Source organism: Pseudomonas sp. KH_050, assembly GCF_057838875.1.
The window spans coordinates 163769-188360 of record NZ_CM174478.1 but is presented as its reverse complement, the minus strand read 5'-3'; the positions used below and the strand labels follow the sequence as shown (position 1 = coordinate 188360).

Here is a 24592-nt window from a genome sequence, read left to right as displayed (position 1 = left end):
CTGATCAACGTAGCAAACCGCCCCTGGAGGCCGCAAAACATCAGTCGATTCAGCAGCATGGACGCCCGCCACGCTTATGAGTATCATGGCGCCCGCATTGCACCAGTAGCTCAGCTGGATAGAGTACTGCCCTCCGAAGGCAGTGGTCGTGGGTTCGAATCCCGCCTGGTGCACCAGCTACGAACGAAAAAGCCCCAGGTCTTATGGCCTGGGGCTTTTTTATGGGCGTTGACTCAAGATCTTTTTTTGGACTTGCCACCCGCAGGCGCTTCGACTGGCTCAATTGTCACATCCAATTCCTCAAAATCATCATCCTCTTCCGAAGTCGGGAGTGGATCTTTGCGACTCTCAGTGATTGCCCGGCGTATGTCCTCACCCATGACCGGGCAATTCTTGAGCTGGGCAATGCGGTCGATTCGTTGCGTCACGGCTACTCTCCAACGCATCAGCAATTGGCGTGATAGTGCGCCCTTTCAATTATCGACGCCAACCCATGACCGCTATTGACTTCACTGCGCCTGCAATTTCTTTAGTCGAGCCGTGAGATCGTCCTCCGGGAAACGCTTGTGCAATGCCGCCAGCTGGGCGTCCGCGGCTTTTATCTGACCCAGGCCGCGCAGGCGCAAGACCTCTCGCAGTTCCTCATCGAGTGTTTTGGCCGGCGCCGCGGCACGCTTGCTGACCTTGGCTTTTGCCTCATCCGCCATAGGCTTGCTGGCTTTTGGCTGGGGCTCTGCACTGAACGACTCGACTTGCGCCGGCATAACGAAACTGGCCATTGGAGCCGCTGGGGCGGGGGCTGACAGGCCACCAGCAGGTGCGTTCTGAATGGGTTGCGGCATAGATTCGGCGAGTTCAGCCGACGCGGGTGCAGCTTGCCGTTTGGCGCTGCTCGGCGCGGACAGTTTCGGTTCAGGGGCAACATCATACTTGGGCTGTTGCTCCGGCGTACGCTGCACCAACGCCAGCATCAGCGCGACGCCGACCAGGCTTGCAAAAGCCACTTGCCAACGGGGTTTCTGGCAGGCCTGCAGCCAGCGCTGCCAAAGATTGGGCTTCGGCGCAGGGGCTTCGTGGCGAGCGGCGGCGAGGATCAGCGAATCCAGTCGGGCCGGCGGCTCACCCGTCGCTTGTTGGCGAAAATGCTGGAGCAGATCGTCTTGCGCTGAATCCGGCGGCAGTCGGGCGTCAGTCATGTGAGTACCTCCTCGGCCAGCAGCCGACGCAGTTTTTGCTGTGCATAACGAAAACGGCTTTTCACCGTTTCCAGCGGCGTCTCGGTCAGGGTCGCGATCTGTGGCAACTCGAGGTCGCCGTGGACCCGCAACAGGAAGACCTCACGCTGATCGGCGGGCAACTCCTGCAGCGCCGCCTCCAGGCGCAGGCTGTTGCGGCTCAGGCTCAGCAGCTGCTCCGGCCCGGCAGTGTCATCGATCAGCCCGTGTGCCTGTTCGTCGTAGCTGTCGTGCAGGGGGGTTCGGATACCCTGTTTGCGCCAGTGGTCGATCAGCCGGTTGCGGGCGATCTGATAAAGCCAGGTGCGAAAGTTCGCCCGTCCTTGGGGTTGGCTGGTGCTGCGGATCAGGCTCAGCCAGGTTTCCTGGTAAACCTCTTCGGCCAGTTCGGTCTTGCCGCTCAGGCCCAGGAGGAAACGGTACAGGCCCTGGCGATGACGCGCATACAAAACCTCAAACGCCGCCGCATCGCCGGTGCGATAGCGTGCCAGCAGCGTTTCATCGCTGCCGGCGGAGTCGGTGGATGACGCATTCGCGGCAGACATGTCAGTAAGGGACTCCTTGGCTCTGCTCAGGATAGCGTTACTCGACACGGCTAGCGTCGGCGTTATTGGGCCGCTGACTGACTGTCGCTGCCGGGGTTTGCAGGCTTTGCGCCAACTCGACCAATTGCACAAACTCGCCACGCAAGCCAAACCGGTCATCGCCCCGTGCGGCGCGGGCCAGTGCCACGGTGTCGCTCAAGCCAAAGGAGCCGGTGTAGCGCCCGTCTTTAAGCTGCTGGGAAAACGCCGCCACCGCCGCAGCGAAACGCAGATCGTCGCTGGCCTGGGCTAATTTGCCTGGCTGCTCGCCCTGAACGATCGGCCGTTCGATCAAGCGGCTGGCACCACCCTCCGGTAGTTGATAGCGCACTCGTAGCATTGCCAACTCATCGGATTTTCCTGCTTGCGGAGCGGCTTGCCCACTGGTGTAACGCAGCGGTTCCAGCCAGCCTTTTTCGTCTTTTGGCACGATTTCGTACAGCGCGGTGATCGTATGCCCGGCACCGATCTCGCCCGCATCGACCTTGTCGTTGCTGAAATCTTCGCGTTTCAATGCGCGATTTTCGTAGCCGAGCAGCCGGTATTCACTGATCTGTGCAGGGTTGAACTCCAGTTGCAACTTGACGTTTTTCGCCACCACCGCGAGGGTCGAGCCGAGCTGATCGACCAGCACCTTGCGCGCCTCCCTCAGGTTGTCGATGTAGGCGTAGTTACCATCGCCAGCATCGGCCAGTTGCTCCATCAGCTGTTCATTGTAGTTGTCCACACCGAAACCCAAGGTGGTCAGGGAGACGCCGGTTTTGCGTTTATCCACAGCCATTTTTTTCAGGCTGTCGAAATCGCTGACGCCAACGTTGAAGTCGCCATCGGTGGCCAGCAGGATGCGATTGATGCCTTTGGCGATAAACCCTTGCCGGGCCATCTGATACGCCAGCTCGATACCCGAGGCACCGGCGGTCGAGCCACCTGCAGTCAACTGCTCGATGGCCGTGCGGATCTTCGCCTTGTCGCCCCCGGAGGTCGGCTCCAGGACTACCCGTGATTCACCGGCATAGACCACCAACGACACTCGATCCTGCTCACGCAACTGATCGACCAATAGCTTCAGTGTGCTTTTGACCAGCGGCAAGCCTTCGCGGCGATCCATGGAGCCGGACACGTCCACCAGAAACACCAGATTCGCCGGTGCCAGTTCAGCCACTGCGCGATCCGAAGCCTTGATGCCAATGCGTAGCAGGCGGGTGTGTGGATTCCACGGCGACGGCGCCAGCTCGTTGGTCACGCCAAAGGGCGTGCCGTCGTTGGGCAGGGCGTAATCGTAGGGAAAGTAATTGACCATTTCCTCCAGGCGCACCGCGCCTTCCGGCGGCAGGCGGCCCTGATTGAGCAAGCGCCGCACATTGGCATAGCTGCCGGTGTCGACGTCGACACTGAAGGTCGATACCGGCGCTTGGGCGACGCTCTGGATCGGGTTTTCCGCCAAGGCCTGATACTGCTCGCGTTGCTCATCCCGATAACCCGGCGCAGAGGTTTCACCGACCGCTATTGGCGCGTACATCGTGGCAGGCGCGGGCATCGCTCCCAGGCTGCGCTTGGCCAGAGTCGCATCCGCCATCAGCGCCTCGCTATACAGCGCACCTTGTGCCGGCGGCTGGGGGGTGGCGGTGTCGGGTTTGGATGACACACCACAGCCGACAATCGCCAGCAGCAACCCGGTTGCGAAACCCTGCGCGGCCGGGCGAAGAAAATGCAGAGGAAGTGACATGTGGCTGACCTCGGGAGGAAATGATCCATTCATCCTCTGAGACGGACAGCCCTGGCGATTCGGGTTAAGTCCCGAAGAATATTTTCAGCGCTGGTAACGCCGCACCACGCTGCTATTGCGCAGCACATGGCCTTTGATCTTCTTCAGAGCAGGATCTTGACGTGGATTCGCCCGCAAAACAAAACGCCCAGCCGACCCGCTGATGCGGAGGCTGGGCGTTCGGCTGGAACTTGCGACTAAAGCTGTTTCAGCTAACCCGGGAATCGGCTTACTGCACGGCGCCAGCGCCACCCAGTGTGTTCATCACGAAGCCGACAAACTGCTCGACGGTCATCTTCTGGCCGTTGAAATCCACCTGATTATTGGCGTAACGCAGTTTGGAGACGATGTTGTTGCCGTCCAGTGTCGCCAGTTGAGTCCCCACCGCCATGCTGCTGACCATGTCACTGGCCATGGTCGCTTGTTCGGCAATTACCTTGGCATCGGTCTGACCTTCAATCTGTGCCTGCACGCTGGCGATATCGGCGATCATCGGCTTGGACATCAGCAGATTGAAGTCCAATAGCGCAATCAGCTGCTTGCCCACTTCAACGGGCGGCAGGTCCATCGATTGCGGTTTGGCCAGATCGACCACCAGGCTTATACGGCTTTCACCGTTAGCGGTCTTGAACGACAGATTTTCCATGGCGATCTGCGGTTTGGCATCCAGCAGCTTTTCCAGATCAGCCTTGACCTGAGCCTGCTCGGCTTCGCTCAGGATCAACTCTGGCGCCGGCTCCCCGGCAGCAGCAGCTGCGGCGGCGGCAGCCTCGTAGGGCTGAAGCTTGTTCTGGTAAACCTGCACCAGCGACAGGGTGGCCGGAATATCGATGTTTTTCATGCTCCAGGCCATATTCGCCGCGCCGACAGCCTTGCCGTTGTAGATAACTTCACCCACCTTGTAGTCGGCACGCCCCGCTGCATTAGTCCCGGACTCCTGGGTGGAGCTCTTCAGCTCGGCGTTTTTGAAGGTCACTACCGCCTGCTTCTCACCAAAAGTGGTCTTGGTGCTGGTCAACTCGAGCGTGTTTTGCCCCAGGTAATAGCCATAGCTGCTTTTGCTGAGATTGCTGGCCATGGTCAGGCCATTGAGTTCGATCAGTACTGGCGTCTGGTCCTCGGCGACCGTCGACAGAGCGAGACTGTCCATGTAGCCCTTGGCTTTGACCTGCTGCGCTTTGGCACTGGCGTCAACATCGAGGTTCAGTCCGGAAAACTTCAGATTGGATTTTTCATCCAGCGCCACCTCAAGCGGCAGCAGCTCAAGCTTGCTGTCGGTGGAGCTGTCATAACCGATGTTGACCACACCCTTGACTGGAGCAGCTCCCTGGGTGGCAGCGAACCATTTTTCGGTGAGCGGGGTCTTTTCCAGCTCGTAGTGACTAGTCGCCAGGACCGGCAACCACTTGAGCGTAACCAGACGCGAGAATGGCAGCGGACCGTGTTCGATATGGTCGACGAACAGCAATTCGACGCCTTCAGGGCGGTCGCTGAACATGTCGCCCTGACCTTTGAGGCGATAGTGCGCGGTACTGCTGAATAACCGGCGGTCCAGCGAGACCAGCTCCAGGGTGGCATTGCCCTTGGAACCCACCAGGGCGGCCTGCAGCTCATTATTGGCATCGGCGATCGAAGTTTGCAGCACCCCTTCCAGTTTGGTGCCGGTGTACCAGGCGCCACCGGCGCTGATTGCACCTACCGCGACAACAATTGCTAACAGTACGCCTGCTGATTTATTCATGCTTTACCCGATCAATATCCGTTGTTGAGTGTGGCGGTCTTCCCTGAACCCTTGAAGGGCTGCGGCTCGACTCCGCTGAAAGTGCTGGGAGATTAGCATTTGCGACACTGTGCAACCCAACCTTTGAAGGGGAAAGGTCGCTGATTATGTATTCGGTTATGACCCGAGGAAATTTGAGTTGCGGGTTAATAACGAGGAAATCTGGCCAACCTCTTCGTTGACCCTTCAGCCGTCTTCTTCGACAGTGCCGGCACAGCCCACACAAGTGCTGCAGATCAGGAATACTCCACTTCCATTTCATCAAGTTGATGATCAAAACTCTTCAGCCGCGCGGTCCAGGTGTACACCAGCACTTCAAAATCCCGGCTGATCACCGTCCCGCCCAGCGACTCCGTGCGCGTGTCATGGAAATCCAGCTGATAGCGTTCCCGGGCCATGGCGCTGGCAACGTCGCAAAGTTCACGGGCGTTATTGAACCAATGCCGACCGTCGGCCACTTGTTTGTCGAGGGCCAGGCACTGGCGTTTCAAGGCTTCCAGGCTTTTTTCCAGGGGGGTGCCAGTGAGTTCGCCCATGACTTCCTGGAAGGTGCGCCCCGGCTGCCAGTAACTGCCCCAGAAATAGCGATCAAATACCGTTTCGACACGGCGTAGCGCGACCTTGGTGTCCCAGATCATCACCAGGGTCTTGCCTTGTTCGAGCTGTTTTTTCTTGATTTTCTGACCCTGAAACGAAGCCCAGGCGAACATCACCATCGACAGCGCGGCGATCAGCGCCACCGCGCTGTCGAGGAAAAGCAGCGCCTTGTCGACCTGGTGAGCCAGCATGATGCCGTAGAAATAGGTGGCAGAGAGCAACACCACCGCAACGATGGCGCACCAGAAACCGGGAGCATAAGGGTTTTTCATTATTCGAATCCCCATGACCATCGCGAACCTTGATTCATGGACAAACGCAAACCGCCGCGCGTCCACCCAACTGTTCAAAGCATAGCAACGGCCTCAGGGTTTCGTGTGCTCAGAACCTTGCGTTCGTCCGCTTTCCAAATCATCGCCCGCTTCAGACCATTCGCGGGGGATTCTCTGACCGTCAGTCGCGGTAACATATGCTCAGTAATGATTTGGTAATGAAGGTGTATATACTTCGTCAGCATCAGTGCTCGGAGAACGAATCCATGTCAAAACAAGCCGTTTTTACAATGAAACTCGAACCCGAGTTGCGTGACCAATTCATGGCCGAAGCCGAAGCATCCCATCGCCCGGCCTCACAAATTGTTCGAGAAATGATGCGCCAGTTCGTTCAAACACAACGAGCGTCGCGCGAATACGAAGACTTTTTGCAACGAAAAGTCGAAGGTGCTCGCGCCTCAATGCGCGCGGGCAATGGCCTATCCAACGAGGATATGGAAGCTGAGTTCGCTGCCAGACGCTCTCGAGCAACCATTCAAGAATGAAGATAATTTGGACGCCTGAAGCGGCACAGGATCGTGCAGACATATGGGACTACATCTCTGCCGTAAACCCAAAGGCAGCAATAGAAATGGACAAGCGATTCAGCGACTCGCTCGCTCTTCTATCTCAACATCCGGAAATCGGCCCCATCGGAATCGTTGCCGGTACTCGTGAACTGATACCGCATCAGAGCTATCGCCTGGTTTACGAATTGGATCGAGACACGGGGCATATCTCAAAGGGAGTGTTTTGAGCCACCAATGATCGTCGCCAAACGAAAAAGGGTGGCAGCTGTACGCAGGTTGGCGAACCGGTCACAACCCAACCCGGCAGACCCGAAGGTCTCCCACGCACAGCCGCCATAAAGCATCTCGCCAATACCAAAAAATGGAATCAAGGGAGTTCTAGGCGCTGAAGCGCAGGGTCGTGACTAGGATCGCCAAATCCTATCGCCGATATGCGGTGACAGGGCGAACTATAGGGGGGATGGTTCAGGGTCTGCAACCAAACAGGCGGACTGCTGACTTTTCTTAGCGTTTTTTGGCCTATTCATACAGCCATCGGTTTTAACACCCGTCTGTTGCGACCGAACTCAGCTTACAAATCATCCAATTTTTACACCCTCCTCAGCAGCACATCCAGTTGATCCACCACTGATCAATCATCACCGTCCATTTGCTTATCTCAAGATTCGCGCCTAACATCTCCCAAAACGGGAGATTCTTGCGTCGTGCGAATAATTGCAAAAGGGACTTTGAAGATTTTCTGGGAGAGCAGCCCGGCTTATGCCGATGCTATGACACCTCTCTCAGAGTGGTATCGACACATGGAAAAGTCGTTATATCGCACACCCCAGGAAGTAAAAGCCGAGCTGAGGACAGCCAGCGTTCTGAAAGGTGGACGAGTGGTATTCAATATTGCCGGCAATAAGTATCGAGTGATTCTGGCAATTGACTACGAACGGCAATTGGGCTTTGTGCGTTTTGTCGGCACCCATGCTCAATACGATCAGATCAATGCGGAGACTGTGTAATGAACATCAAGCCCATTCGAAATGATGAGGATCTAACACTCGCTTTTGCGCGTATCGAGCAACTGTGGGGAGCAGCCATCGGTTCGCCCGAAGGCGATGAACTGGAAATATTGGCGTTGCTGGTCGAGAAGTATGAAGACGAGCATTTCCCCATCCAGCCGTCGGATCCCATTGAAGCGATCAAATTTCGCATGGATCAGCAAGGCCTTACGGCTCGCGACCTGGAAGCTTTTATCGGTCCCAGTGGGCGCGTTTCTGAAGTCTTGAACCGCAAACGCCCGCTGAGCTTGCGTATGATCAAGCGTTTGCATGACGGTTTAAGGATTCCATACGAGAGCCTGTTGGCTGACGTGGTTTAAAGTAGGGAGCGGGCTAAGCAGTGGAATGTTTAGCCGCTTCCTTCAATTCTATTCCCCTCAATTTTTTTACCCCCCCCGCCCCTTCCTCAGCAGCACATCCAGTTGATCCACCACCTCGGCCCAATCGGCATCATCGAGAATCTCGTCGCGCAAGAAATCCGCCTGGCTCTTGGTCCAGAAGAAGGCATCCGCCAGGTGCAGCCCGGGTTTGAGCGGCGAGTGGGTGGCGATGAATTTGTCGATGTTCTCCGGGTCATCAGGCAGACCGAGTTGCTTGAACAGGGATGGGAGGCTGTGGGTAGGTGATTCCATGGGAAACTCCTGGATGATGGATCGGTGTGTCAGTGATTCAGCGATCGCGGGCAAGCCCCGCTCACACAATGGAAATGTGCAGCGGGTTTGCTCGCGAAGAGGCTGAAAAATCACTGCATATCGTCATGAATAACTCACCTCGCAAACTTCTGCATGGGGCACCATTTTCAGGTACTGGTCCATGCTCAGATGCACGAGGTTGTTGTGGTTGCCGGCCTCCAGGTAAATGTCATCCTGACGGGTCAGCAGCGGATCGATGACCATCTTCATGCCATAGGATTCTCCCAGAGCGGGCACGGCGCCGCGTTCGCAGTCGTTGAACAGCTGGGCCAACGTGCTTTCGCGGGTGATTTGCCATTCGCCGCTACCACGGACTTTACTCAGGTCCAGATGCCGGCTGGCTGGCAGGACGGCCATCAAGTAGTGCCCGTGGTGGTCGTCGAGGATCACTGATTTCGCCACGCGTTCAGCGGGGATGCCCGCTACCCGGGCGGTTTCCAGGCTGCTCGCCGAGTGAGGATGAGTCACGACGTCGTATTCGCACTTGGCCTGCTCCAGGCTCAGATGCACGGTTCTTGCCATACGCATGATGCACCTCGGTGTCCTGCGTAACGGCTGCAGGACGATGGGTTAACAAATATTTCCCCCTTAAAGAGTCTAGGCCGTGCCTCGGGTACCGACCACCACAAACTGCTGATCGGTTTAGCAAACAACTGATCAGAATTCGTTCAGCCCGTTGCTCAACTAAACTCCAGTTCAGGGCCAGCGAATGGCAGACGGCCGGTAGGCCCATGACTCTCCAGGAGGGTCATATGTACAGAGGTGGATGGCGGGCAGTGTTGTTGTGGTTGCTGATCGGGTTACCGACCGGGCAGGCGTGGGCCGTGGATCCGGTAGTGGTGCTGACGGTGAACGATGTGATCAGCCCGGCCAGCGCCGACTACATCGTTCGAGGCATGAGCAAGGCCGCCGACGAGCACGCACAACTGGTGGTGCTGACCATCGATACCCCGGGCGGGCTGGACACGTCGATGCGGGCGATCATCAAGGCGATCCTTGCCAGTCCCGTGCCAGTGGCCAGCTTTGTCGCCCCCAGCGGTGCCCGTGCCGCCAGCGCCGGAACTTACATCCTCTATGCCAGCCACGTCGCCGCCATGGCGCCGGGCACCAACCTGGGCGCGGCGACCCCCGTACAAATCGGTATGCCCGGGCAACCAAACCCGCCGGCGGCGCCACGCTCCGACAAGGAGCCAGAGCCCGATACCACCAAAGACACCCTGACCCACAAACAGATCAACGACGCCGCCGCGTATATCCGTGGTCTGGCGCAACTGCGTGGGCGCAACGTCGAATGGGCCGAGCAGGCGGTGCGTGAAGCGGTCAGCCTGTCGGCTCAGGAAGCGCTGAAACTCAAGGTGGTCGATTACGTGGCGGACGATGTGAACGGCCTGCTCAAGCAGCTCGACGGCAAGACCCTGAATGTCGCCGGACAGGAGGTGCGACTACAGACCGCCGGCGCGGCGCTGATCAGCCATGACCCGGACTGGCGCACCAAGCTGCTGTCGGTGATTACCCATCCCAGCGTGGCGTTGATCCTGATGATGATTGGCGTGTACGGCCTGTTCTTCGAGTTCATGTACCCGGGTACCGGTGCTGGCGGCGTGCTGGGCGGGATCTGCCTGCTGCTGGGGCTGTATGCCCTGCAACTGCTGCCGGTGAACTACGCGGGCGTGGCGCTGATTCTGCTGGGCATCTCCTTCATGGTCGCCGAGGCGTTTTTACCGACGTTCGGGGTGATCGGGTTCGGCGGGATTGCGGCTTTTGTTGCCGGTGCAGTGATTCTGATGGACACCGATGTGCCGGGTTATGGCATTCCGCTGCCCTTGATCATCACCCTGGCCGTGGGCAGTGCCCTGTTGTTGGTGGCGCTGGGGAGCATGGCGATGAGGGCGCGACGGCGACGACTGGTCAGCGGTGATGCAGGACTGGTGGGCAGCATCACGCCAGTGATCTCCGTGCAACCCGACAACCCTTGCAACGGCTGGGTTCAGCTGCAAGGGGAAAACTGGCAGGTGTCGAGCCCGATGCCACTGCGACCCGGGCAACAGGTGCAGGTAGTGGCGCGCAAGGGCCTGCTATTGGAAGTGACTGCGGCACAGGTGACACCACGAGGAGGATGATCATGGGTCTGGAACTGGGTTTTGGCGCGCTGCTGGCGCTCTTGATTGCGTTGATAGCGTCAGCGTTTCGTATCCTGCGTGAATACGAGCGCGGGGTGGTGTTCCAGCTCGGACGCTTCTGGCAGGTCAAGGGTCCTGGACTGATTCTGTTGATTCCGGTGGTGCAGCAAATGGTTCGGGTGGACCTGCGCACGGTGGTGCTCGATGTGCCACCGCAAGACGTGATCACCCGCGATAACGTGTCAGTGAAGGTCAATGCCGTGCTGTATTTCCGGGTGCTCGACCCGCAAAGGGCAATCATCCAGGTCGAGGACTTCCTCATGGCCACCAGCCAATTGGCGCAAACCACCTTGCGGGCAGTGCTGGGCAAACATGAACTGGACGAATTGCTTGCCGAACGCGAACGCCTGAACACTGATATCCAGCAAGTGCTGGATGCCCAGACCGACGCCTGGGGAATCAAGGTGGCCAACGTCGAGATCAAGCATGTCGACCTCAACGAATCGATGATTCGCGCCATCGCCAAACAAGCCGAAGCCGAACGGGAACGCCGGGCCAAGGTGATCCATGCCGAAGGCGAACTGCAGGCCTCGGAAAAACTCATGCAAGCCGCCGAAATGCTTGGCCGCCAGCCGGGCGCGATGCAGCTGCGCTACATGCAGACCCTGGGGGCGATTGCCGGTGACAAGACCTCGACCATCGTCTTTCCGTTACCGATCGAGTTGTTGAAGGGCATGGCAGAGTTGTCGCCGAAGACATGAACGGGCCGCAGGCCCGCTCATCGTGTAGAAGCTGGCGCAGGCTGCGATCTTTTGGGGCTCCCTCCCCCAAGCCCGCTCAACGGGCCGACAACACCGCACACTCGCTGAGCCAGGCCAACAGTCGCTGGATACAGACCTCGATCGACTGCCCGCCGGTATCGAGCACCAGCGCCGCGGATTGTGGTGGCTCGTAAGGCGCGGAAACCCCGGTGAAGCTCGTCAGCTCGCCACGTCGGGCGCGGGCGTAATGGCCCTTTGGGTCGCGTTGCTCGCAGACCTTGAGCGAAGCGTTGCACCAGACTTCGCGATAATCCTCTCCCAGACGCCTTGCAAACTGCCCACGTAACTCGACCAGTGGCGCGATCATGGCGAGGATGACGATTTGACCGTTTTCCACCAACAATGCCGCCAGTTCGCTGGCCCGACGGATGTTTTCCTGCCGATCGCTTTCGGCAAATCCCAGATCGCGATTGAGCCCACCACGCAGTGAGTCGCCATCGAGCACCACGCTTTGCAGGCCGCGCTCGAACAACTCGGCCTGTAGTGCCTGGGCCAGGGTCGATTTACCCGCAGCGGGCAAACCGGTCAACAGTATCGCCGCGCCGCGATGGCCGTTGCGGGTTTCCCGCTGAGCGCGGCTAACGCTCAGGTGTGGCGCGAGCAGATTATTGTCCTTCGGCATGGGCCACCACAGGTACCGCGATATCCCCCGCCGCCCAGGCAGCTTCGCGGCTGGCCAGGGCATTGGCGATGGACCCGACCTTTGTCGACTGGACTTCGTCCGGCAGCGGATCGAGCCCGGCACTGGCGAAAATCTGCCCATAGGCGTTGCGCAGGTCGGCGTAAGACAGGTCACGTCGCAGGTCAGCCTGCAAGGTGTTCAGCTCGCCCTGGATCAGGTCCAGCTCACCCAGCCCGGCGGCTTCATGGCGATTGCGCAATTGGCCGACAATTTGCTCGTCGATGCTGGCCAGTTGTTGACTGGTCTTGAACTGACGCAGCGCTTCGCGGTAATTGGCGTTGGCCACATACAGCTGAGCCAGCACGGCAATCGACATCGCCTGACGGCGCGCCGTGGCGACTTCTTCGCCGGCCTTGGCAACATTGATGGCCGCCGGTGCGGAAATCGCGTTGAACAGGTTCCAGGTGACCTTCACCCCGTAATCGGCCCAGCCTTGCTCCACCAGAAACGAGTTGCTGTCGTAATGCCCGCCAGCGGAGAACTCCAGCCCCGGCAGCAGGCGCAGCATGGCCTTGCGGGTTTCCGCGGCACTGATGCGCGTCTGGTAGTCCTGCTCACGCAGCTCGGGGCGGCTGGTCAACGCTTCCTGCTCCAGGCTCTGCAGATCGACTTTCAACTCCGGAATGGCGTAATCCTCCGGGGTTGCCAGAGTGAGGGGGGTGCCCATTGGCAGGTTGATCAGGGTCGCCAGTTCGGTCTTGGCCAGGGACAGTGCCCGCCGCTGCTCCTCCAACTGACGCGTGGCTTCGATCAGCGAACGCTGGTAACCCAGGGCCTGTACCGGATCACCGATGCGCTGTTCGCTCATGCTCTGGCTGTCGACCTGAGCCTTGTCGACCCGTGCCATCAGGCTGTCGATCTGGCTGAGCAGACGTTCGGCGGCCACCGCACGCCAATAGGCGGAGCGCACATCCTGAACGATGGTATTGATCACTTTGCGCCGCCGTTCCTGGACGATCAGGCGTTGATCGCCCTGCTGTTTGGCACTGATGTAGCTAACGCCAAAGTCGAGCACGTTCCAGACCATGGTCAAATCCGCCACGCGCCGATCGCGATCCTGAGAAGTCGACGGCTCGAGGGATTGAGTGCCGGTCTCCACGCTCTGGCTGCTGGCGGCGCTGACGTTACTACGCCCGGCATAACCGGCATCCAGGGCCATGCGTGGCAGCATGTCAAAACTGGCGAGGTCCAGTTGGCGCTTGGCCAGGGCCTCTTCCATGATCTTCAACCGGCCTTCGAGGTTGTATTTCACCGCACGGGCCATGGCCTGATGCAACGTCAACGGACCGCTGAGGGGTTCCTGATCCTTGTACATATTCAGCAAGTCGCTTCTGGCGCGTTGCTCACTGACACTGCGTTCAATCGGTTCACTTTTGATTGCACAACCGCTGACCACCAAGGCCAGCAGACTGACGCCGAACAACTTATGACTTTTTCTCATCCGTGGCTTGCCCCTGGGTCCCGCACTGCTTTAAGTATTTTTTCAGGCCTGAATTTCGCTGAGACCGACCTGTTGCAAAGCCGCGGCCAGATCGAGGATCTGCCGTTGCTCGGTGTCTTTTATTTGCTGTATTTGCTGGCCCAGCGTCGGCGCGCCGAACACCCCGCGCAAGCCTTGAGAGGCATCGCCGCCGGTGATTGATGGGTTGCCGAAGGTATTGAGCGAATGGCTGTCCGAGCCCGAATTCTGACTGAACAGGCTCGACAGCGTGCTGCTGCTGAACACCCCGCTATCGCTTCCACTGAAGCCGAGGCCACCTTGGCCTGTGCTATCGCTGCTGCTGAATACCTGTGCGATAAAACTCGCTGCCAAGGCGCCGTTATTGACGAAAATGTTGCCCACCGGCGGCAAGCCACCGCCCGAGCTGGGCGATTCGAACAGCGGCGTAAAGGCCAGCGGCGCACCAAGATCGCCTGTCGGTGGAGTGAATACGATGGGTTGCAGGGGGGTGTCAGGCGCTTGCGTAAGCACCACAGGAGGATCAACCCGGAATTGCGGGTCGCCGCCGGTGGTGATGGTGTTGATCGCGTAAGCATTGGAATCGCTGCTGCCGACGCCCGAGTTGCCGGCCAGGTCAGTCACACCGCTGTTGTTGAGGCTGATCAGATTGCTGGTGTTGGTGATGTTGGCCGTTGGTGTCAGGGTCGCGGTCCAGGTTTTACCGCCATCGCTGCTGGAAAGGTTGGACAAGCTGCCGTTGGTCGCGCTCAGGTCAGCCAGATCGAAGCCGCTGACGGCTTCGCTGAAAGTAATGGTCACCAGCGAGGTCTGATTCGCCGTCAGCGCCGGGTTCGCCACCACGATACTGATGACGCCGGGACGCGTGGTGTCGATGGCGTAGCTGTTGGATGGGGTGGTGCCACTGCCGGTATTGCCTGTCGAGTCGATCACGCCGGCGTTGTTCAAGGTGATCAGGTTGTCGGTGCTGGCGATATTACCGGTTGTTGTCAGGGTCGCCGTCCAGGTTTTACCGCCATCGCTGCTGCTCAGTGCGCTCAGCGTACCGTTGGCGACGCTCAGATCGGCGTTGGTAAAGCCGCTGATCGCCTCGGAGAAGGTGATGGTCACGCGGGTGGTCTGGCCGATGCCCAGGGCGCTATCGCCCAGAACAATAGTCGCCGTCGGACGCTGAGTGTCGATGAAGAAATTGTTCGAGTCGCTGCTCCCATTCCCGATGTTGCCGGCAAGGTCACTGATAGCGGTGTTGTTGAGCGTGATCAGATTGCTCGGATCGGTAATACCGTGGGTCGGCGTGAAGGTCGCCGTCCAAGTGACGCCACCATCGCTGCTGCTGACGGCGCTCAAGCTGCCGTTGGCCACGGTCAGATCGCTGTTGTCGAAACCGCTCACCGCTTCGCTGAAGGTGATGATCACTGTCGAGGAGTCGCCCACCGCCAGAATAGGGTTGGCGACTACGATGGTCGCCGTCGGACGCGTGGTATCGACAGTGTAATTGTTCGAATCGGTGGTGCCACTCCCGGCGTTGCCGAGCAAATCGCTCACCCCCGCATTGTTGAGGGTTATCAGATTGCTGGTATCGCTGACATTGCCGGCTGGCGTCAGCGTCGCCGTCCAGGTGACGCCGCCGTCGCCGCTGCTCAGGGCGCTCAGCGTACCGTTGGCGACGCTCAGGTCGGCGTTGGTAAAGCCGCTGACCGCTTCGGAGAAGGTGATGGTGACGCCGGTGCTCTCGCCCGCCTTGAGGGAGCTGTCGGCGACTACGATGGTTGCGCTCGGACGCAGGGTATCAATAACGTAATTATTGGAGTCAGTCGTCCCCGCACCGGCGTTACCCGCAGCATCGCTCACCGCGCCGTTATTCAGCGTGATGAGATTGCTGGCGTCGCTGATATTGACGTTCGGGGTGAAGGTCGCCGTCCAGGTGACGCCGCCATCGCTGCTACTGACTGCGCTCAATGTGCCATTGGCGATGGTCAGGTCGGCGTTGTTGAAACCGTTCACCGCCTCGCTGAAGGTGATGATCACCTGCGAAGTATCGCCCGCTGCCAGCATCGGATTGGCGATCACGATGCTGGCGGTCGGAATCACTGTTTCAACCGTGTAGTTGCCCGAATGGGTGGTACCCACACCGGCATTGCCCGCCTGATCACTGACGCCGCTGCTGGTCAGGGTAATGAAGTTGCTGACATCGGTGATCTCGGTCGCCGGGGTGAACGTTGCGGTCCAGGTAATGCCGCCATCGCTGCTGCTGACGGCGCTGAGCGTGCCGCTTGGGACGCTCAGATCATCGTTCGTGAACCCGCTGACCGACTCGCTGAAGGTGATGGTCACCAGCGAAGTTTCGCCGGCTTTCAGTGCCGAATCAGCCAACACAATAGTGGCGGTCGGGCGCTGGCTGTCGATAGCATAGTTGTTGGAGTGGGTAGTGCCGGTGCCCGTATTGCCGGCCAGGTCAGTGACGGTCGCATTGTTCAGTTGAATGAGGCTGCTGGTGTCGGTAATGCTTGCCGCCGGGGTCAAGGTCGCCGTCCAGGTGACTCCACCATCATTGCTGCTGACGGCACTTAGCGTGGCGTTATCGATGGTCAGGTCACTGTTGTCGAAACCGCTCACCGCCTCGGAGAAGGTGATGGTCACCAGCGTGGTCTGACCGATACCCAGTGCCGAATCGCTGACCACGATGGTCGCCGTTGGCCGCTGAGTATCAATGCTGTAGTTGTTCGAATCGGTCGTGCCGACGCCAGCGTTACCCGAGGCATTCTGCACACCGCTGTTGTCCAGGGTGACCAGGTTGCTGGTGTCGGTGATGGCGCTGGTCGGGGTGAAGGTGGCGGTCCAGGTCAGGCCGCCATCGCTGCTGCTGACCGCGCTGAGGGTGCCGTTGGCGATGGTCAGGTCGGCGTTGGTGAAACCGCTCACCGCTTCCGAGAACGTAATGGTCACCAGCGAGGTTTCACCGACTTTCAGCGCGCTGTCCGAGACTAGAATGGTGGCGGTCGGCAGCACAGTATCGATGCTGTAGTTGTTCGAGTCAGTGGTGCCGCTGCCGGTGTTGCCGGACACATCGGTAACGCCGCTGTTGCTCAGGCTGATCAGGTTGGTGGTGTCGTTGACCCCGGTTGAGGGCGTGAACATGGCCGTCCAGGTGATACCGCCGTCGCTGCTGCTCACCACGCTGAGCGTGCCGTTGGCAATGGTCAGGTCGGCGTTGCTGAAACCACTCACCGCTTCGCTGAAGGTGACCGTCACCAGGGAGGTTTCGCCCGCGCTGAGGATGCTGTCGCTAACCACGATAGTGGCGGTCGGGCGCGCAGTATCGATGGCGTAGTTGTTCGAATCGGTGGCGCCGGTGCCGGTATTGCCGGACACATCGCTGATGCCCGTGTTGTCGAGGGTAACCAGGTTGGTCGCGTCGGTAATGCTCGAGGTCGGGGTAAAGGTGGCGGTCCAGGTGAGGCCACCGTCGCCGCTGCTCACCGCACTCAATGTACCGTTGGCAACCGTCAGGTCCGCATTGCTGAAACCGCTGACCGCTTCGCTGAAGGTGATGGTCACCAGCGAGGTCTCACCGATTTCAAGTGTGGTATCCGCCACGACAATAGTCGCCATAGGCCGCACGGTGTCGATGGCGTAGTTGTTGGAGTCGGTGGTGCCGCCCCCCGTATTGCCCACGGCACTTTGCACGCCGCTGTTGTCCAGGGTGATCAGGTTGCTACTGTCGTTAATGGCGCCGGCCGGGGTGAAAGAGGCGGTCCAGGTGAGGCCGCCATCGCTGCTGCCGACTGCGCTCAAGGAGCCATTGGCAATGGTCAGGTCGGCATTGCTGAAACCGCTCACTGCCTCACTGAAAGTGATGGTCACCAGCGAAGTTTCACCGATCTTCAGCGCGGTGTCGGCCACCACAATGGTCGCCGTCGGACGCACGGTGTCGACGATGTAGTTGCCCGAATCGGCAGTGCCCGATCCATTGTTGCCGCCCAGATCGGAAACCCCGGTACTGTCCAGGGTGATCACGTTGCTGGCATCGAAAATCGCGGTCGATGGGGTGAGGGTCGCAGTCCAGGTCAGACCGCCGTCGCTGCTGCTCACCGCGCTGAGGGTGCCGTTTGCAACCGTCAGGTCGGCATTTGAGAAATCACTCACCGCCTCGTTGAAGGTGATGGTCACCAGCGAGGTTTCACCGATTGCGAGCGTGCTGTCAGCGACCACGATAGTGGCGGTCGGACGTGCGGTGTCGATGGCGTAGTTGTTCGAGTCGGTGCTGCCGGACCCGGCATTGCCGGCCACATCGCTGACACCCGAGTTGTCCAGAGTGATCAGGTTGGTCGTATCGGTGATGCTCGACGTCGGAGTAAAGGTCGCCGTCCAGGTGATGCCGCCATCGCTGCTGCTGACTGCGCTGAGGGTGCCGTTGGCAACCGTCAGGTCCGCATTGCTGAAACCACTCACCACTTCACTGAAGGTGATGGTCACCAGCGAGGTTTCACCGATTTTCAACGTATCGTCCGCGACCACGATAGTGGCGGTTGGTAGTACGGTATCGATGCTGTAGTTGTTCGAGTCGGTGCTGCCGGCGCCGATGTTGCCGGCCAGGTCGCTGATTCCGGTGTTGTCCAGGGCGATCAGGTTGGTCGTGTTGGTGATGCTCGAGGTCGGGGTGAAGGTGGCGGTCCAGGTCAGGCCGCCATCGCCGCTGCTGACCGCACTGAGGGTGCCGTTGGCAATCGTCAGGTCGGCGTTGGAGAAACCGCTTACCGCTTCCGAAAAGGTGATGGTCACCAGCGAAGTTTCACCGGTCTTCAGCGCATCGTCCGCGATCACTACAGTAGCGGTCGGCAGCACGGTATCGATGCTGTAGTTGTTCGAATCGGTCGTGCCGCTGCCCGTGTTACCCGAAGCGTTTTGCACACCGCTGTTATCCAGGGTAATCAGATTGCTGGTGTCGGTGATGGCGCTGGTCGGGGTGACGGTGGCGGTCCAGGTCAGGCCGCCATCGCTGCTGCTGACCGCGCTGAGTGTGCCGTTGACAACCATCAGGTCGGCGTTGGAGAAACCGCTCACCGCTTCCGAAAACGTAATGGTCACCAGCGAAGTTTCACCGATCTTCAGCGCATCGTCCGCGACCACGACAGTGGCAGTCGGCAGCACGGTATCGATGCTGTAGTTGTTCGAGTCGGTAGTGCCGCTGCCGGTGTTGCCGGCCAGATCGGTGACGCCGCTGTTGCTCAGGCTGATCAGGTTGCTGGTGTCGTTGACCCCGGTTGAAGGCGTGAATGTGGCGGACCAGGTGATCCCGCCATCGCTGCTGCTGACTGCACTGAGTGTGCCGTTGGCAATGATCAGGTCGGCATTGGAGAACCCGCTCACCGCCTCGCTGAAGGTGATGGTGACCAACGAGGTTTCGCCAGCGCTGAGCGTGCCGTCAGCGACCACGATGGTGGCGGTCGGACGAAGGGTGTCGATGGCGTAGTTGTTCGAATCGGTGCTGCCGCTCCCGCTATTGCCGGACACATCGCTGACACCCGTGTTGTCCAGGGTGACCAGGTTGGTCGCGTCGGTAATGCTCGACGTCGGGGTAAAGGTTGCGGTCCAGGTGAGGCCACCGTCGCCGCTGCTCACCGCGCTGAGGGTGCCGTTGGCAACCGTCAGGTCCGCATTGCTGAAACCGCTCACCGCTTCGCTGAAGGTGATGGTCACCAGCGAGGTCTCACCGACTTCAAGTGCAGTATCCGCCACGACAATAGTCACCGTAGGCCGCACGGTGTCGATGGCGTAGTTGTTCGAATCGGTGGTGCCGCTCCCGCTATTGCCTGACACATCGCTGACACCCGTGTTGTCCAGGGTGATCAGATTGGTCGCGTCGGTGATGCTCGACGCCGGAGTAAAGGTCGCGGTCCAGGTCAGGCCGCCATCGCTGCTGCTGACTGTACCGAGTGTGCCGTTGGCGATGGTCAGGTCGGCGTTGCTGAAACCGCTCACCGCCTCAGAGAAGGTGATGGTCACCAGCGAGGATTCACCGATTGCGAGCGTGCTGTCGGCGAGCACGATGGTCGCCGTCGGACGTGCGGTGTCGATGGCGTAGTTGTTCGAATCGGTGCTGCCGCTGCCCGCGTTGCCCGAAGCGTTTTGCACACCGCTGTTATCCAGGGTGATCAGGTTGCTGGTATCCGCGATGTCGCTGGTCGGGGTGAAGGTGGCGATCCAGGTGACACCACCGTCGCTGCTGCTGACTGCACTCAATGTGCCGTTGGCAATGGTCAGGTCGGCATTGCTGAAACCGCTCACCGCTTCGCTGAAGGTGATGGACACCAGTGAGGTTTCACCGATTTTCAGCGCGTTGTCCGCGACCACCAGGGCGGCGGTCGGTAGCACCGTGTCGATCGTGTAATTACTGGAGTTGGTGGTACCCGTCCCGGTGTTGCCGGACACATCGGTAACGCCACTATTGGCCAGGCTGATCAGGTTGGTGGTATCGACGATGCCGGCGGTCGGGGTAAACGTCGCGGTCCAGGTGATGCCACCATCGCTGCTGCTGACCGCGCTCAGGGTGCCGTTGGCGATGGTCAGGTCAGCATTGGTGAAACCGCTCACCGCCTCGTCGAAAACGATGGTTACCAACGACGTTTCGCCAGCACTGAGCGTGCTGTCGGCCACTACGATAGTGGCGGTCGGACGCGCGGTGTCGATAGCGTAGTTGTTCGAATCGGTGCTGCCGGACCCGGTATTGCCCGACAGATCGCTGATGCCCGTGTTGTTCAGGGTGATCAGGTTGGTCGTGTCGGTGATGCTCGACGACGGGGTAAAAGTCGCCGTCCAGGTGACGCCACCATCGCTGCTGCTGACCGCACTCAGCGTGCCGTTGGCAATCGTCAGGTCGGCGTTGGTCAAACCGCTCACGGCTTCCGAGAAGGTGATGGTCACCAGCGAGGTTTCGCCGATTTTCAGCGCGGTGTCGGCGACCACGATGGTCGCGGTCGGACGCACGGTGTCGATGGCGTAATTGTTGGAGTCGGTGCTGCCGCTGCCCGCGTTGCCCGAGGCATTTTGCACGTCAGTGTTGTCCAGCGTGATGAGGTTGCTGGTGTCGGTAATACTGCTGGTCGGCGTGAATGTGGCGATCCAGCTGACACCGCCATCACTGCTGCTGACCGCGCTCAGGCTGCCATTGGCAATGGTCAGGTCAGCATTGCTGAAACCGCTCACCGCTTCGCTGAAGGTGATAGTCACCAGCGAGGTTTCACCGACTTTCAGCGCATTGTCGGCGACCACGATGGTCGCCGTCGGCCGTACGGTATCGATCGTGTAGTTGCCGGAGCTGGTGGTGCCGCTGCCGGTGTTGCCGGACAGGTCCGCAACACCGGTGTTGTTCAGAGTGATAACGTTGCTCGAGTCATTCACGCCGCCAGTTGGCGTGAAGGTCGCGGTCCAGGTGAGACCGCCGTCGCTGCTGCTCACCGCGCTCAGCGTGCCGTTGGCGATGGTCAGGTCAGCGTTGGTGAAACCGCTCACGGCTTCCGAGAAGGTGATGGTCACCAACGAGGTTTCGCCAGCGCTGAGCGTGCTGTCGGCGAGCACGATGGTCGCGGTCGGACGTGCGGTGTCGATGGCGTAGTTGTTCGAATCGGTGCTGCCGGACCCGGCGTTGCCCGACAGGTCGCTGATCCCGGTGTTATCCAGGGTGATCAGGTTGGTCGTGTCGCTGATGCTCGACGACGGGGTAAAGGTCGCCGTCCAGGTGAGGCCGCCATCGCTGCTGCTGACAGACGTGAGAGTGCCGTTGGGAATCATCAGGTCGGCGTTGGTCAAACCGCTCACGGCTTCCGAGAAGGTGATAGTCACCAGCGAGGTTTCGCCGATTCTCAGCGCGGTGTCGGCCATCACGATGGTCGCCGTCGGACGCACGGTGTCGATCGCATAGTTGTTCGAATTGCTGGTGCCGCTGCCCACGTTACCGGTGGCGGCAGCCTGCACGCCGCTATTGTCCAATATGATCAGATTGGTCGCGTCAGTAATGCTGGCGGTCGGGGTGAACGTGGCGGTCCAGGTGATACCACCGTCACTGCTGCTCACCGCACTGAGTGTACCGTTGGCGATGGTCAGATCGGCATTGGTGAAACCGCTCACGGCCTCGGAGAAGGTAATGGTCACCAGCGAGGTTTCACCAGTCTTCAGCGAATTGTCGGCGACCACAATGGTGGCGGTCGGTAGCGCGGTGTTGATGACATAATTGCCGGAGTCGGTGGTGCCTGTTCCCGTGTTGCCGGACAGGTCCGCAACCCCGGTATTGTTCAGAGTGATGAGGTTGCTCGGGGCATTCACGCCGCCGGTTGGCGTGAAGGTCGCGGTCCAGGTGATCCCGCCGTCGCTGCTGCTCACTGTACCGAGCGTGCCGTTGGCAATGGTCAGATCGGCATTGGTGAAACCGCTCACGGCTTCCGAGAAGGTGATGGTTACAAGACTGGTTTCACCCGCGCTGAGCGTGCTGTCGGCAACCACGATAGTCGCGGTCGGCCGTACGGTATCGATGACATAGTTATTTGAGTCGGCGGTACCGCTCCCGGCATTGCCCACCAGGTCAGTAACGCCCGTGTTGTCGAGGGTGATCAGATTGGTCGCGTCGGTGATGCTCACGGTGGGCGTAAACGTCGCGGTCCAGGTGATGCCGCCGTTGCTGCTGCTCACCGCGCTCAGCGTGCCGTTGGCGATGGTCAGGTCGGCGTTGGTGAAACCGCTCACGGCTTCAGAGAAGGTGATGGTCACCAGCGAGGTTTCGCCGACTTTCAGCGCGGTATCGGCGAGCACAATGGTCGCGGTCGGCCGCACGGTGTCGACGGTGTAGTTGTTCGAATTGGTGGTGCCGACCCCGGCAGTCCCGAGACCGTTCAGGACTCCAGTGTTATCCAGGGTAATGACGTTGCTGGTGTCGCTGATGCTCGACGTCGGGGTGAAGGTCGCGGTCCAGGTGATGCCGCCGTCGCTGCTGCTGACGGACGTGAGAGTGCCGTTGGCGATCGTCAGGTCGGCGTTGGTGAAACCACTCACTGCCTCGGAAAACGTGAAGGTCACCAGCGAGGTTTCACCGATTTTCAGCGCATTGTCGGCGACCACGATGGTTACGGTGGGAGGTGGCGAATACGCGGTGTTGAGGACGCCACCGTCGTTGTAGATCGTCGCCACCGAGGTCGGCGAGGTGCCCGTCGTGCCACCACCCAGCGCCACGCCGCCCGCGCCACTGGCAGCGGCATTGCCGCTCAGCGCGGCGAAGTTGGCCGCGGTGATCAGCAATGTGCCTTTGTTCCAGATCGCGCCGACACCCCGGCCGCCAATCCCGCCGCTGCTGGCGTTGCTGCCGTTACCACCACCACCGCCGCCACCACCACCGGCACCGATGTTGTTGCTAATGGTCGAGGTACCGACGATGGTGAGGGTGCCCGTGCTGGCGTTGTAGATGCCGCCCACCGCCTTGCCGCCAGCGCCACCCACCTTGTCCCAACCGGCACCGCCGCCACCGCCGCCGATGGAGATCGTGCCGTTGGTGGCCGTCGCACCGTTACCGCCGTTGCTGTAGTAGGAAACGCCGAGGCCGCCCGAGCCACCGGTTGTAGTACCGCCGCGACCGCCCATGTGGGTGGCGTCATAACCGCCGCCGTAACCACCGACGCCACCGCTGCCCGCCTGACCGCCCAAGGTGCCGGTGCCCGGCCCGGCCGAACCGCCGTGGCCGCCGCCCTGACCGCCAAGGCCGCCACCGCCACCGCCGCCACCGCCATAGAAAGCTCCCGTGACACCGCCGCCACCACCACCGCCGGAAGCCGCGTTAGACGTGACGGTGACGTTGCTCATGGTCAGGATCCCGGCGTTGAAAATCCCGCCGGCCATGGCGCCGGTCGCGCCGTAGCCACCATTGCCACCAGTGCCTGAAACCAGGCCTCTGGTGATCACCAGGCCATCGAGGGTCACGGTGCTGCCCGCCGTGATTTCAATGACCCGGGTCCTGTATTGCCCGTCCAGGATCACATCCGCCGCGCCGTCGTTGTTTATATCGCCATCGAGGGTGATGTTCTTGTTGATCAGCAGTTCGGAAGTGAGCTGAACCGTCATGCCGGCACTGAAGGTGACGGTATCGCCGTTCTGCGCCGAAGCAATCGCCGCACGCAACGAACCGACCCCGGTGTTCGCGTTGTTGGTGGCGGTCCAGGACGCCAACCCCCACTGATACTCGCTCATGGCCTTGGTCGAGAGCACGTTGGCGCTTTCGATGTTGCCGGTGACGATTTCCAGATCCCAGTCGCCGCCAATCCCGGTCCGGTTGGTCGAAGCCGCCACATCACGCCCGGTCAGTTGCGCCAGCGAATCGACAAAACTCAAGCCGCGCTCACCCTCGGCGGTGTAGCAGCCGAAGATCAGGATATCGCCGCCCGCATTCATGTCCTTGCCGATTTCAGCCAGCACCGCACTGCGGGCCGCTACGTTGTCGGCCGACAGGTAGCTGTTGCCCAGCCATAAGTCTGCGGTATTGCCGTGGGCGATGATCTGCACCGAGCTAACGCCCTGATGCTGATCGAGGTAATCGGCGATTTGCTGCAAGCCGTCTTGGGCCGCATCAAGTTGAACCACTTGAGCGCCGGGCGCCACGTCGGTGAGCAGGCTGCTGGCGTCCTTGATCCGCGAGTCGACAAAAACCACGCTCTGCCCCGGTACCGCGGCGGGCGCAGGCGTCGGTGCGGCCTCGCTCTGCGGATGGCTGTCGCTGCCGGCAGCGCTTTCGGTAGCCGGTGCTTTGGCGGCTTCGGCAGTCGCGTGGCTGTCGGCCTGGGCGGTGTCGGCCACTGTGGCCGCCACCGCGCCGTCGAACAGCATGCGCGGCTCAAGGGACATGATTAATGGCGAAACCGGAGCTTTCGCACTCCCGGAGGCCCGCTGTACTGCCCGCGAATTACCTTTGCTCCACCACATGATGCTCACCC

At 60.1% G+C, this 24592-nt stretch carries 16 protein-coding genes, 1 tRNA gene and 1 pseudogene; 7 read left to right on the top strand and 11 right to left on the bottom strand.

What is annotated here, in order from left to right; all coding sequences use genetic code 11:
* Positions 1-99 precede the first annotated feature (99 nt).
* Positions 100-176 (top strand) — tRNA-Arg (locus tag AC3IUA_RS00825).
* Positions 177-233: 57 nt separating this feature from the next.
* On the opposite strand, the gene AC3IUA_RS00820 is transcribed toward AC3IUA_RS00825, so the two are convergent.
* From AC3IUA_RS00820 to AC3IUA_RS00795, 6 genes are all read right to left on the bottom strand, one after another.
* Complete coding sequence (locus AC3IUA_RS00820; protein ID WP_489358643.1) at positions 234-428, bottom strand: hypothetical protein; 195 nt, start codon at positions 426-428, stop codon at positions 234-236.
* Positions 429-509: 81 nt separating this feature from the next.
* A complete protein-coding gene (locus AC3IUA_RS00815) occupies positions 510-1196 on the bottom strand; it encodes a hypothetical protein (protein ID WP_489358642.1) in 687 nt (228 codons plus the stop codon).
* Complete coding sequence (locus AC3IUA_RS00810) at positions 1193-1780, bottom strand: RNA polymerase sigma factor (protein WP_489358641.1); 588 nt, start codon at positions 1778-1780, stop codon at positions 1193-1195. Before AC3IUA_RS00810 ends, AC3IUA_RS00815 begins: the two co-directional genes overlap by 4 nt.
* Positions 1781-1817: 37 nt before the next feature.
* Complete coding sequence (locus AC3IUA_RS00805) at positions 1818-3545, bottom strand: vWA domain-containing protein (protein ID WP_489358640.1); 1728 nt, start codon at positions 3543-3545, stop codon at positions 1818-1820.
* 268 nt (positions 3546-3813) lie between these two features.
* Positions 3814-5325, bottom strand: coding sequence for a YdgA family protein (locus AC3IUA_RS00800; RefSeq protein WP_489358639.1), 1512 nt, complete (start codon positions 5323-5325; stop codon positions 3814-3816).
* A gap of 275 nt (positions 5326-5600) precedes the next feature.
* The gene (locus tag AC3IUA_RS00795; protein ID WP_489358638.1) at positions 5601-6233 is read right to left on the bottom strand and encodes an NADH:ubiquinone oxidoreductase subunit N; all 633 of its coding nucleotides are present in this window, start codon (positions 6231-6233) and stop codon (positions 5601-5603) included.
* 266 nt (positions 6234-6499) lie between these two features.
* Here AC3IUA_RS00795 and AC3IUA_RS00790 point away from each other — a divergent pair, with 266 nt between their 5' ends.
* From AC3IUA_RS00790 to AC3IUA_RS00775, 4 genes are all read left to right on the top strand, one after another.
* The gene (locus AC3IUA_RS00790; RefSeq protein WP_489358637.1) at positions 6500-6778 is read left to right on the top strand and encodes an antitoxin of toxin-antitoxin stability system; all 279 of its coding nucleotides are present in this window, start codon (positions 6500-6502) and stop codon (positions 6776-6778) included.
* Complete coding sequence (locus tag AC3IUA_RS00785) at positions 6775-7029, top strand: type II toxin-antitoxin system RelE/ParE family toxin (RefSeq protein WP_489358636.1); 255 nt, start codon at positions 6775-6777, stop codon at positions 7027-7029. The genes AC3IUA_RS00790 and AC3IUA_RS00785 overlap by 4 nt, the downstream gene beginning before the upstream one ends.
* A gap of 477 nt (positions 7030-7506) precedes the next feature.
* Entirely contained in the window at positions 7507-7809 is a 303-nt protein-coding gene (locus AC3IUA_RS00780) for a type II toxin-antitoxin system HigB family toxin (protein ID WP_489358635.1), read from the top strand.
* The gene (locus AC3IUA_RS00775; RefSeq protein ID WP_489358634.1) at positions 7809-8168 is read left to right on the top strand and encodes a helix-turn-helix domain-containing protein; all 360 of its coding nucleotides are present in this window, start codon (positions 7809-7811) and stop codon (positions 8166-8168) included. The genes AC3IUA_RS00780 and AC3IUA_RS00775 overlap by 1 nt, the downstream gene beginning before the upstream one ends.
* A 66-nt stretch (positions 8169-8234) precedes the next feature.
* Here AC3IUA_RS00775 and AC3IUA_RS00770 read toward each other — a convergent pair whose 3' ends face one another.
* Together AC3IUA_RS00770 and AC3IUA_RS00765 are read right to left on the bottom strand one after the other, a co-directional pair.
* The gene (locus AC3IUA_RS00770) at positions 8235-8480 is read right to left on the bottom strand and encodes a DUF2789 domain-containing protein (RefSeq protein ID WP_489358633.1); all 246 of its coding nucleotides are present in this window, start codon (positions 8478-8480) and stop codon (positions 8235-8237) included.
* A gap of 123 nt (positions 8481-8603) precedes the next feature.
* Positions 8604-9068: an aminoacyl-tRNA deacylase gene (locus AC3IUA_RS00765; protein WP_489358632.1), complete on the bottom strand. Its 465-nt coding sequence runs from the start codon at positions 9066-9068 to the stop codon at positions 8604-8606.
* A 224-nt stretch (positions 9069-9292) separates the two neighbouring features.
* Between AC3IUA_RS00765 and AC3IUA_RS00760 the strand changes: the two genes are divergently transcribed.
* Both AC3IUA_RS00760 and AC3IUA_RS00755 read left to right on the top strand, forming a co-directional pair.
* The gene (locus AC3IUA_RS00760; protein WP_489358631.1) at positions 9293-10660 is read left to right on the top strand and encodes an NfeD family protein; all 1368 of its coding nucleotides are present in this window, start codon (positions 9293-9295) and stop codon (positions 10658-10660) included.
* A pseudogene (locus AC3IUA_RS00755) lies at positions 10660-11449 on the top strand (slipin family protein). The gene AC3IUA_RS00760 and the pseudogene AC3IUA_RS00755 overlap by 1 nt, the downstream one beginning before the upstream one ends.
* 48 nt (positions 11450-11497) lie before the next feature.
* Here the strand turns inward: AC3IUA_RS00755 and cysC are convergent.
* The 3 genes from cysC to AC3IUA_RS00740 are packed head-to-tail and all read right to left on the bottom strand — an operon-like array spanning position 11498 to position 24485.
* Entirely contained in the window at positions 11498-12103 is a 606-nt protein-coding gene (gene cysC / locus AC3IUA_RS00750) for an adenylyl-sulfate kinase (protein WP_489358630.1), read from the bottom strand.
* On the bottom strand, positions 12087-13604 hold the full coding sequence (locus tag AC3IUA_RS00745) for a TolC family protein (protein ID WP_489358629.1): 1518 nt from the start codon (positions 13602-13604) through the stop codon (positions 12087-12089). The genes cysC and AC3IUA_RS00745 overlap by 17 nt, the downstream gene beginning before the upstream one ends.
* Before the next feature lie 42 nt (positions 13605-13646).
* Complete coding sequence (locus tag AC3IUA_RS00740) at positions 13647-24485, bottom strand: Ig-like domain-containing protein (RefSeq protein WP_489362188.1); 10839 nt, start codon at positions 24483-24485, stop codon at positions 13647-13649.
* Between the last annotated feature and the right edge of the window lie 107 nt (positions 24486-24592).

What these genes read in the sequence shown, in the direction of transcription:
- AC3IUA_RS00800 (WP_489358639.1), bottom strand. Translation starts at nt 5,325, where the DNA reads ATGAATAAATCAGCAGGCGTACTGTTAGCAATTGTTGTCGCGGTAGGT.
- AC3IUA_RS00805 (WP_489358640.1), bottom strand. Translation starts at nt 3,545, where the DNA reads ATGTCACTTCCTCTGCATTTTCTTCGCCCGGCCGCGCAGGGTTTCGCA.
- AC3IUA_RS00765 (WP_489358632.1), bottom strand. Translation starts at nt 9,068, where the DNA reads ATGCGTATGGCAAGAACCGTGCATCTGAGCCTGGAGCAGGCCAAGTGC.
- AC3IUA_RS00790 (WP_489358637.1), top strand. Translation starts at nt 6,500, where the DNA reads ATGTCAAAACAAGCCGTTTTTACAATGAAACTCGAACCCGAGTTGCGT.
- AC3IUA_RS00740 (WP_489362188.1), bottom strand. Translation starts at nt 24,485, where the DNA reads ATGCTGTTCGACGGCGCGGTGGCGGCCACAGTGGCCGACACCGCCCAG.
- AC3IUA_RS00770 (WP_489358633.1), bottom strand. Translation starts at nt 8,480, where the DNA reads ATGGAATCACCTACCCACAGCCTCCCATCCCTGTTCAAGCAACTCGGT.
- cysC (WP_489358630.1), bottom strand. Translation starts at nt 12,103, where the DNA reads ATGCCGAAGGACAATAATCTGCTCGCGCCACACCTGAGCGTTAGCCGC.
- AC3IUA_RS00810 (WP_489358641.1), bottom strand. Translation starts at nt 1,780, where the DNA reads ATGTCTGCCGCGAATGCGTCATCCACCGACTCCGCCGGCAGCGATGAA.
- AC3IUA_RS00815 (WP_489358642.1), bottom strand. Translation starts at nt 1,196, where the DNA reads ATGACTGACGCCCGACTGCCGCCGGATTCAGCGCAAGACGATCTGCTC.
- AC3IUA_RS00760 (WP_489358631.1), top strand. Translation starts at nt 9,293, where the DNA reads ATGTACAGAGGTGGATGGCGGGCAGTGTTGTTGTGGTTGCTGATCGGG.
- AC3IUA_RS00785 (WP_489358636.1), top strand. Translation starts at nt 6,775, where the DNA reads ATGAAGATAATTTGGACGCCTGAAGCGGCACAGGATCGTGCAGACATA.
- AC3IUA_RS00745 (WP_489358629.1), bottom strand. Translation starts at nt 13,604, where the DNA reads ATGAGAAAAAGTCATAAGTTGTTCGGCGTCAGTCTGCTGGCCTTGGTG.
- AC3IUA_RS00775 (WP_489358634.1), top strand. Translation starts at nt 7,809, where the DNA reads ATGAACATCAAGCCCATTCGAAATGATGAGGATCTAACACTCGCTTTT.
- AC3IUA_RS00795 (WP_489358638.1), bottom strand. Translation starts at nt 6,233, where the DNA reads ATGAAAAACCCTTATGCTCCCGGTTTCTGGTGCGCCATCGTTGCGGTG.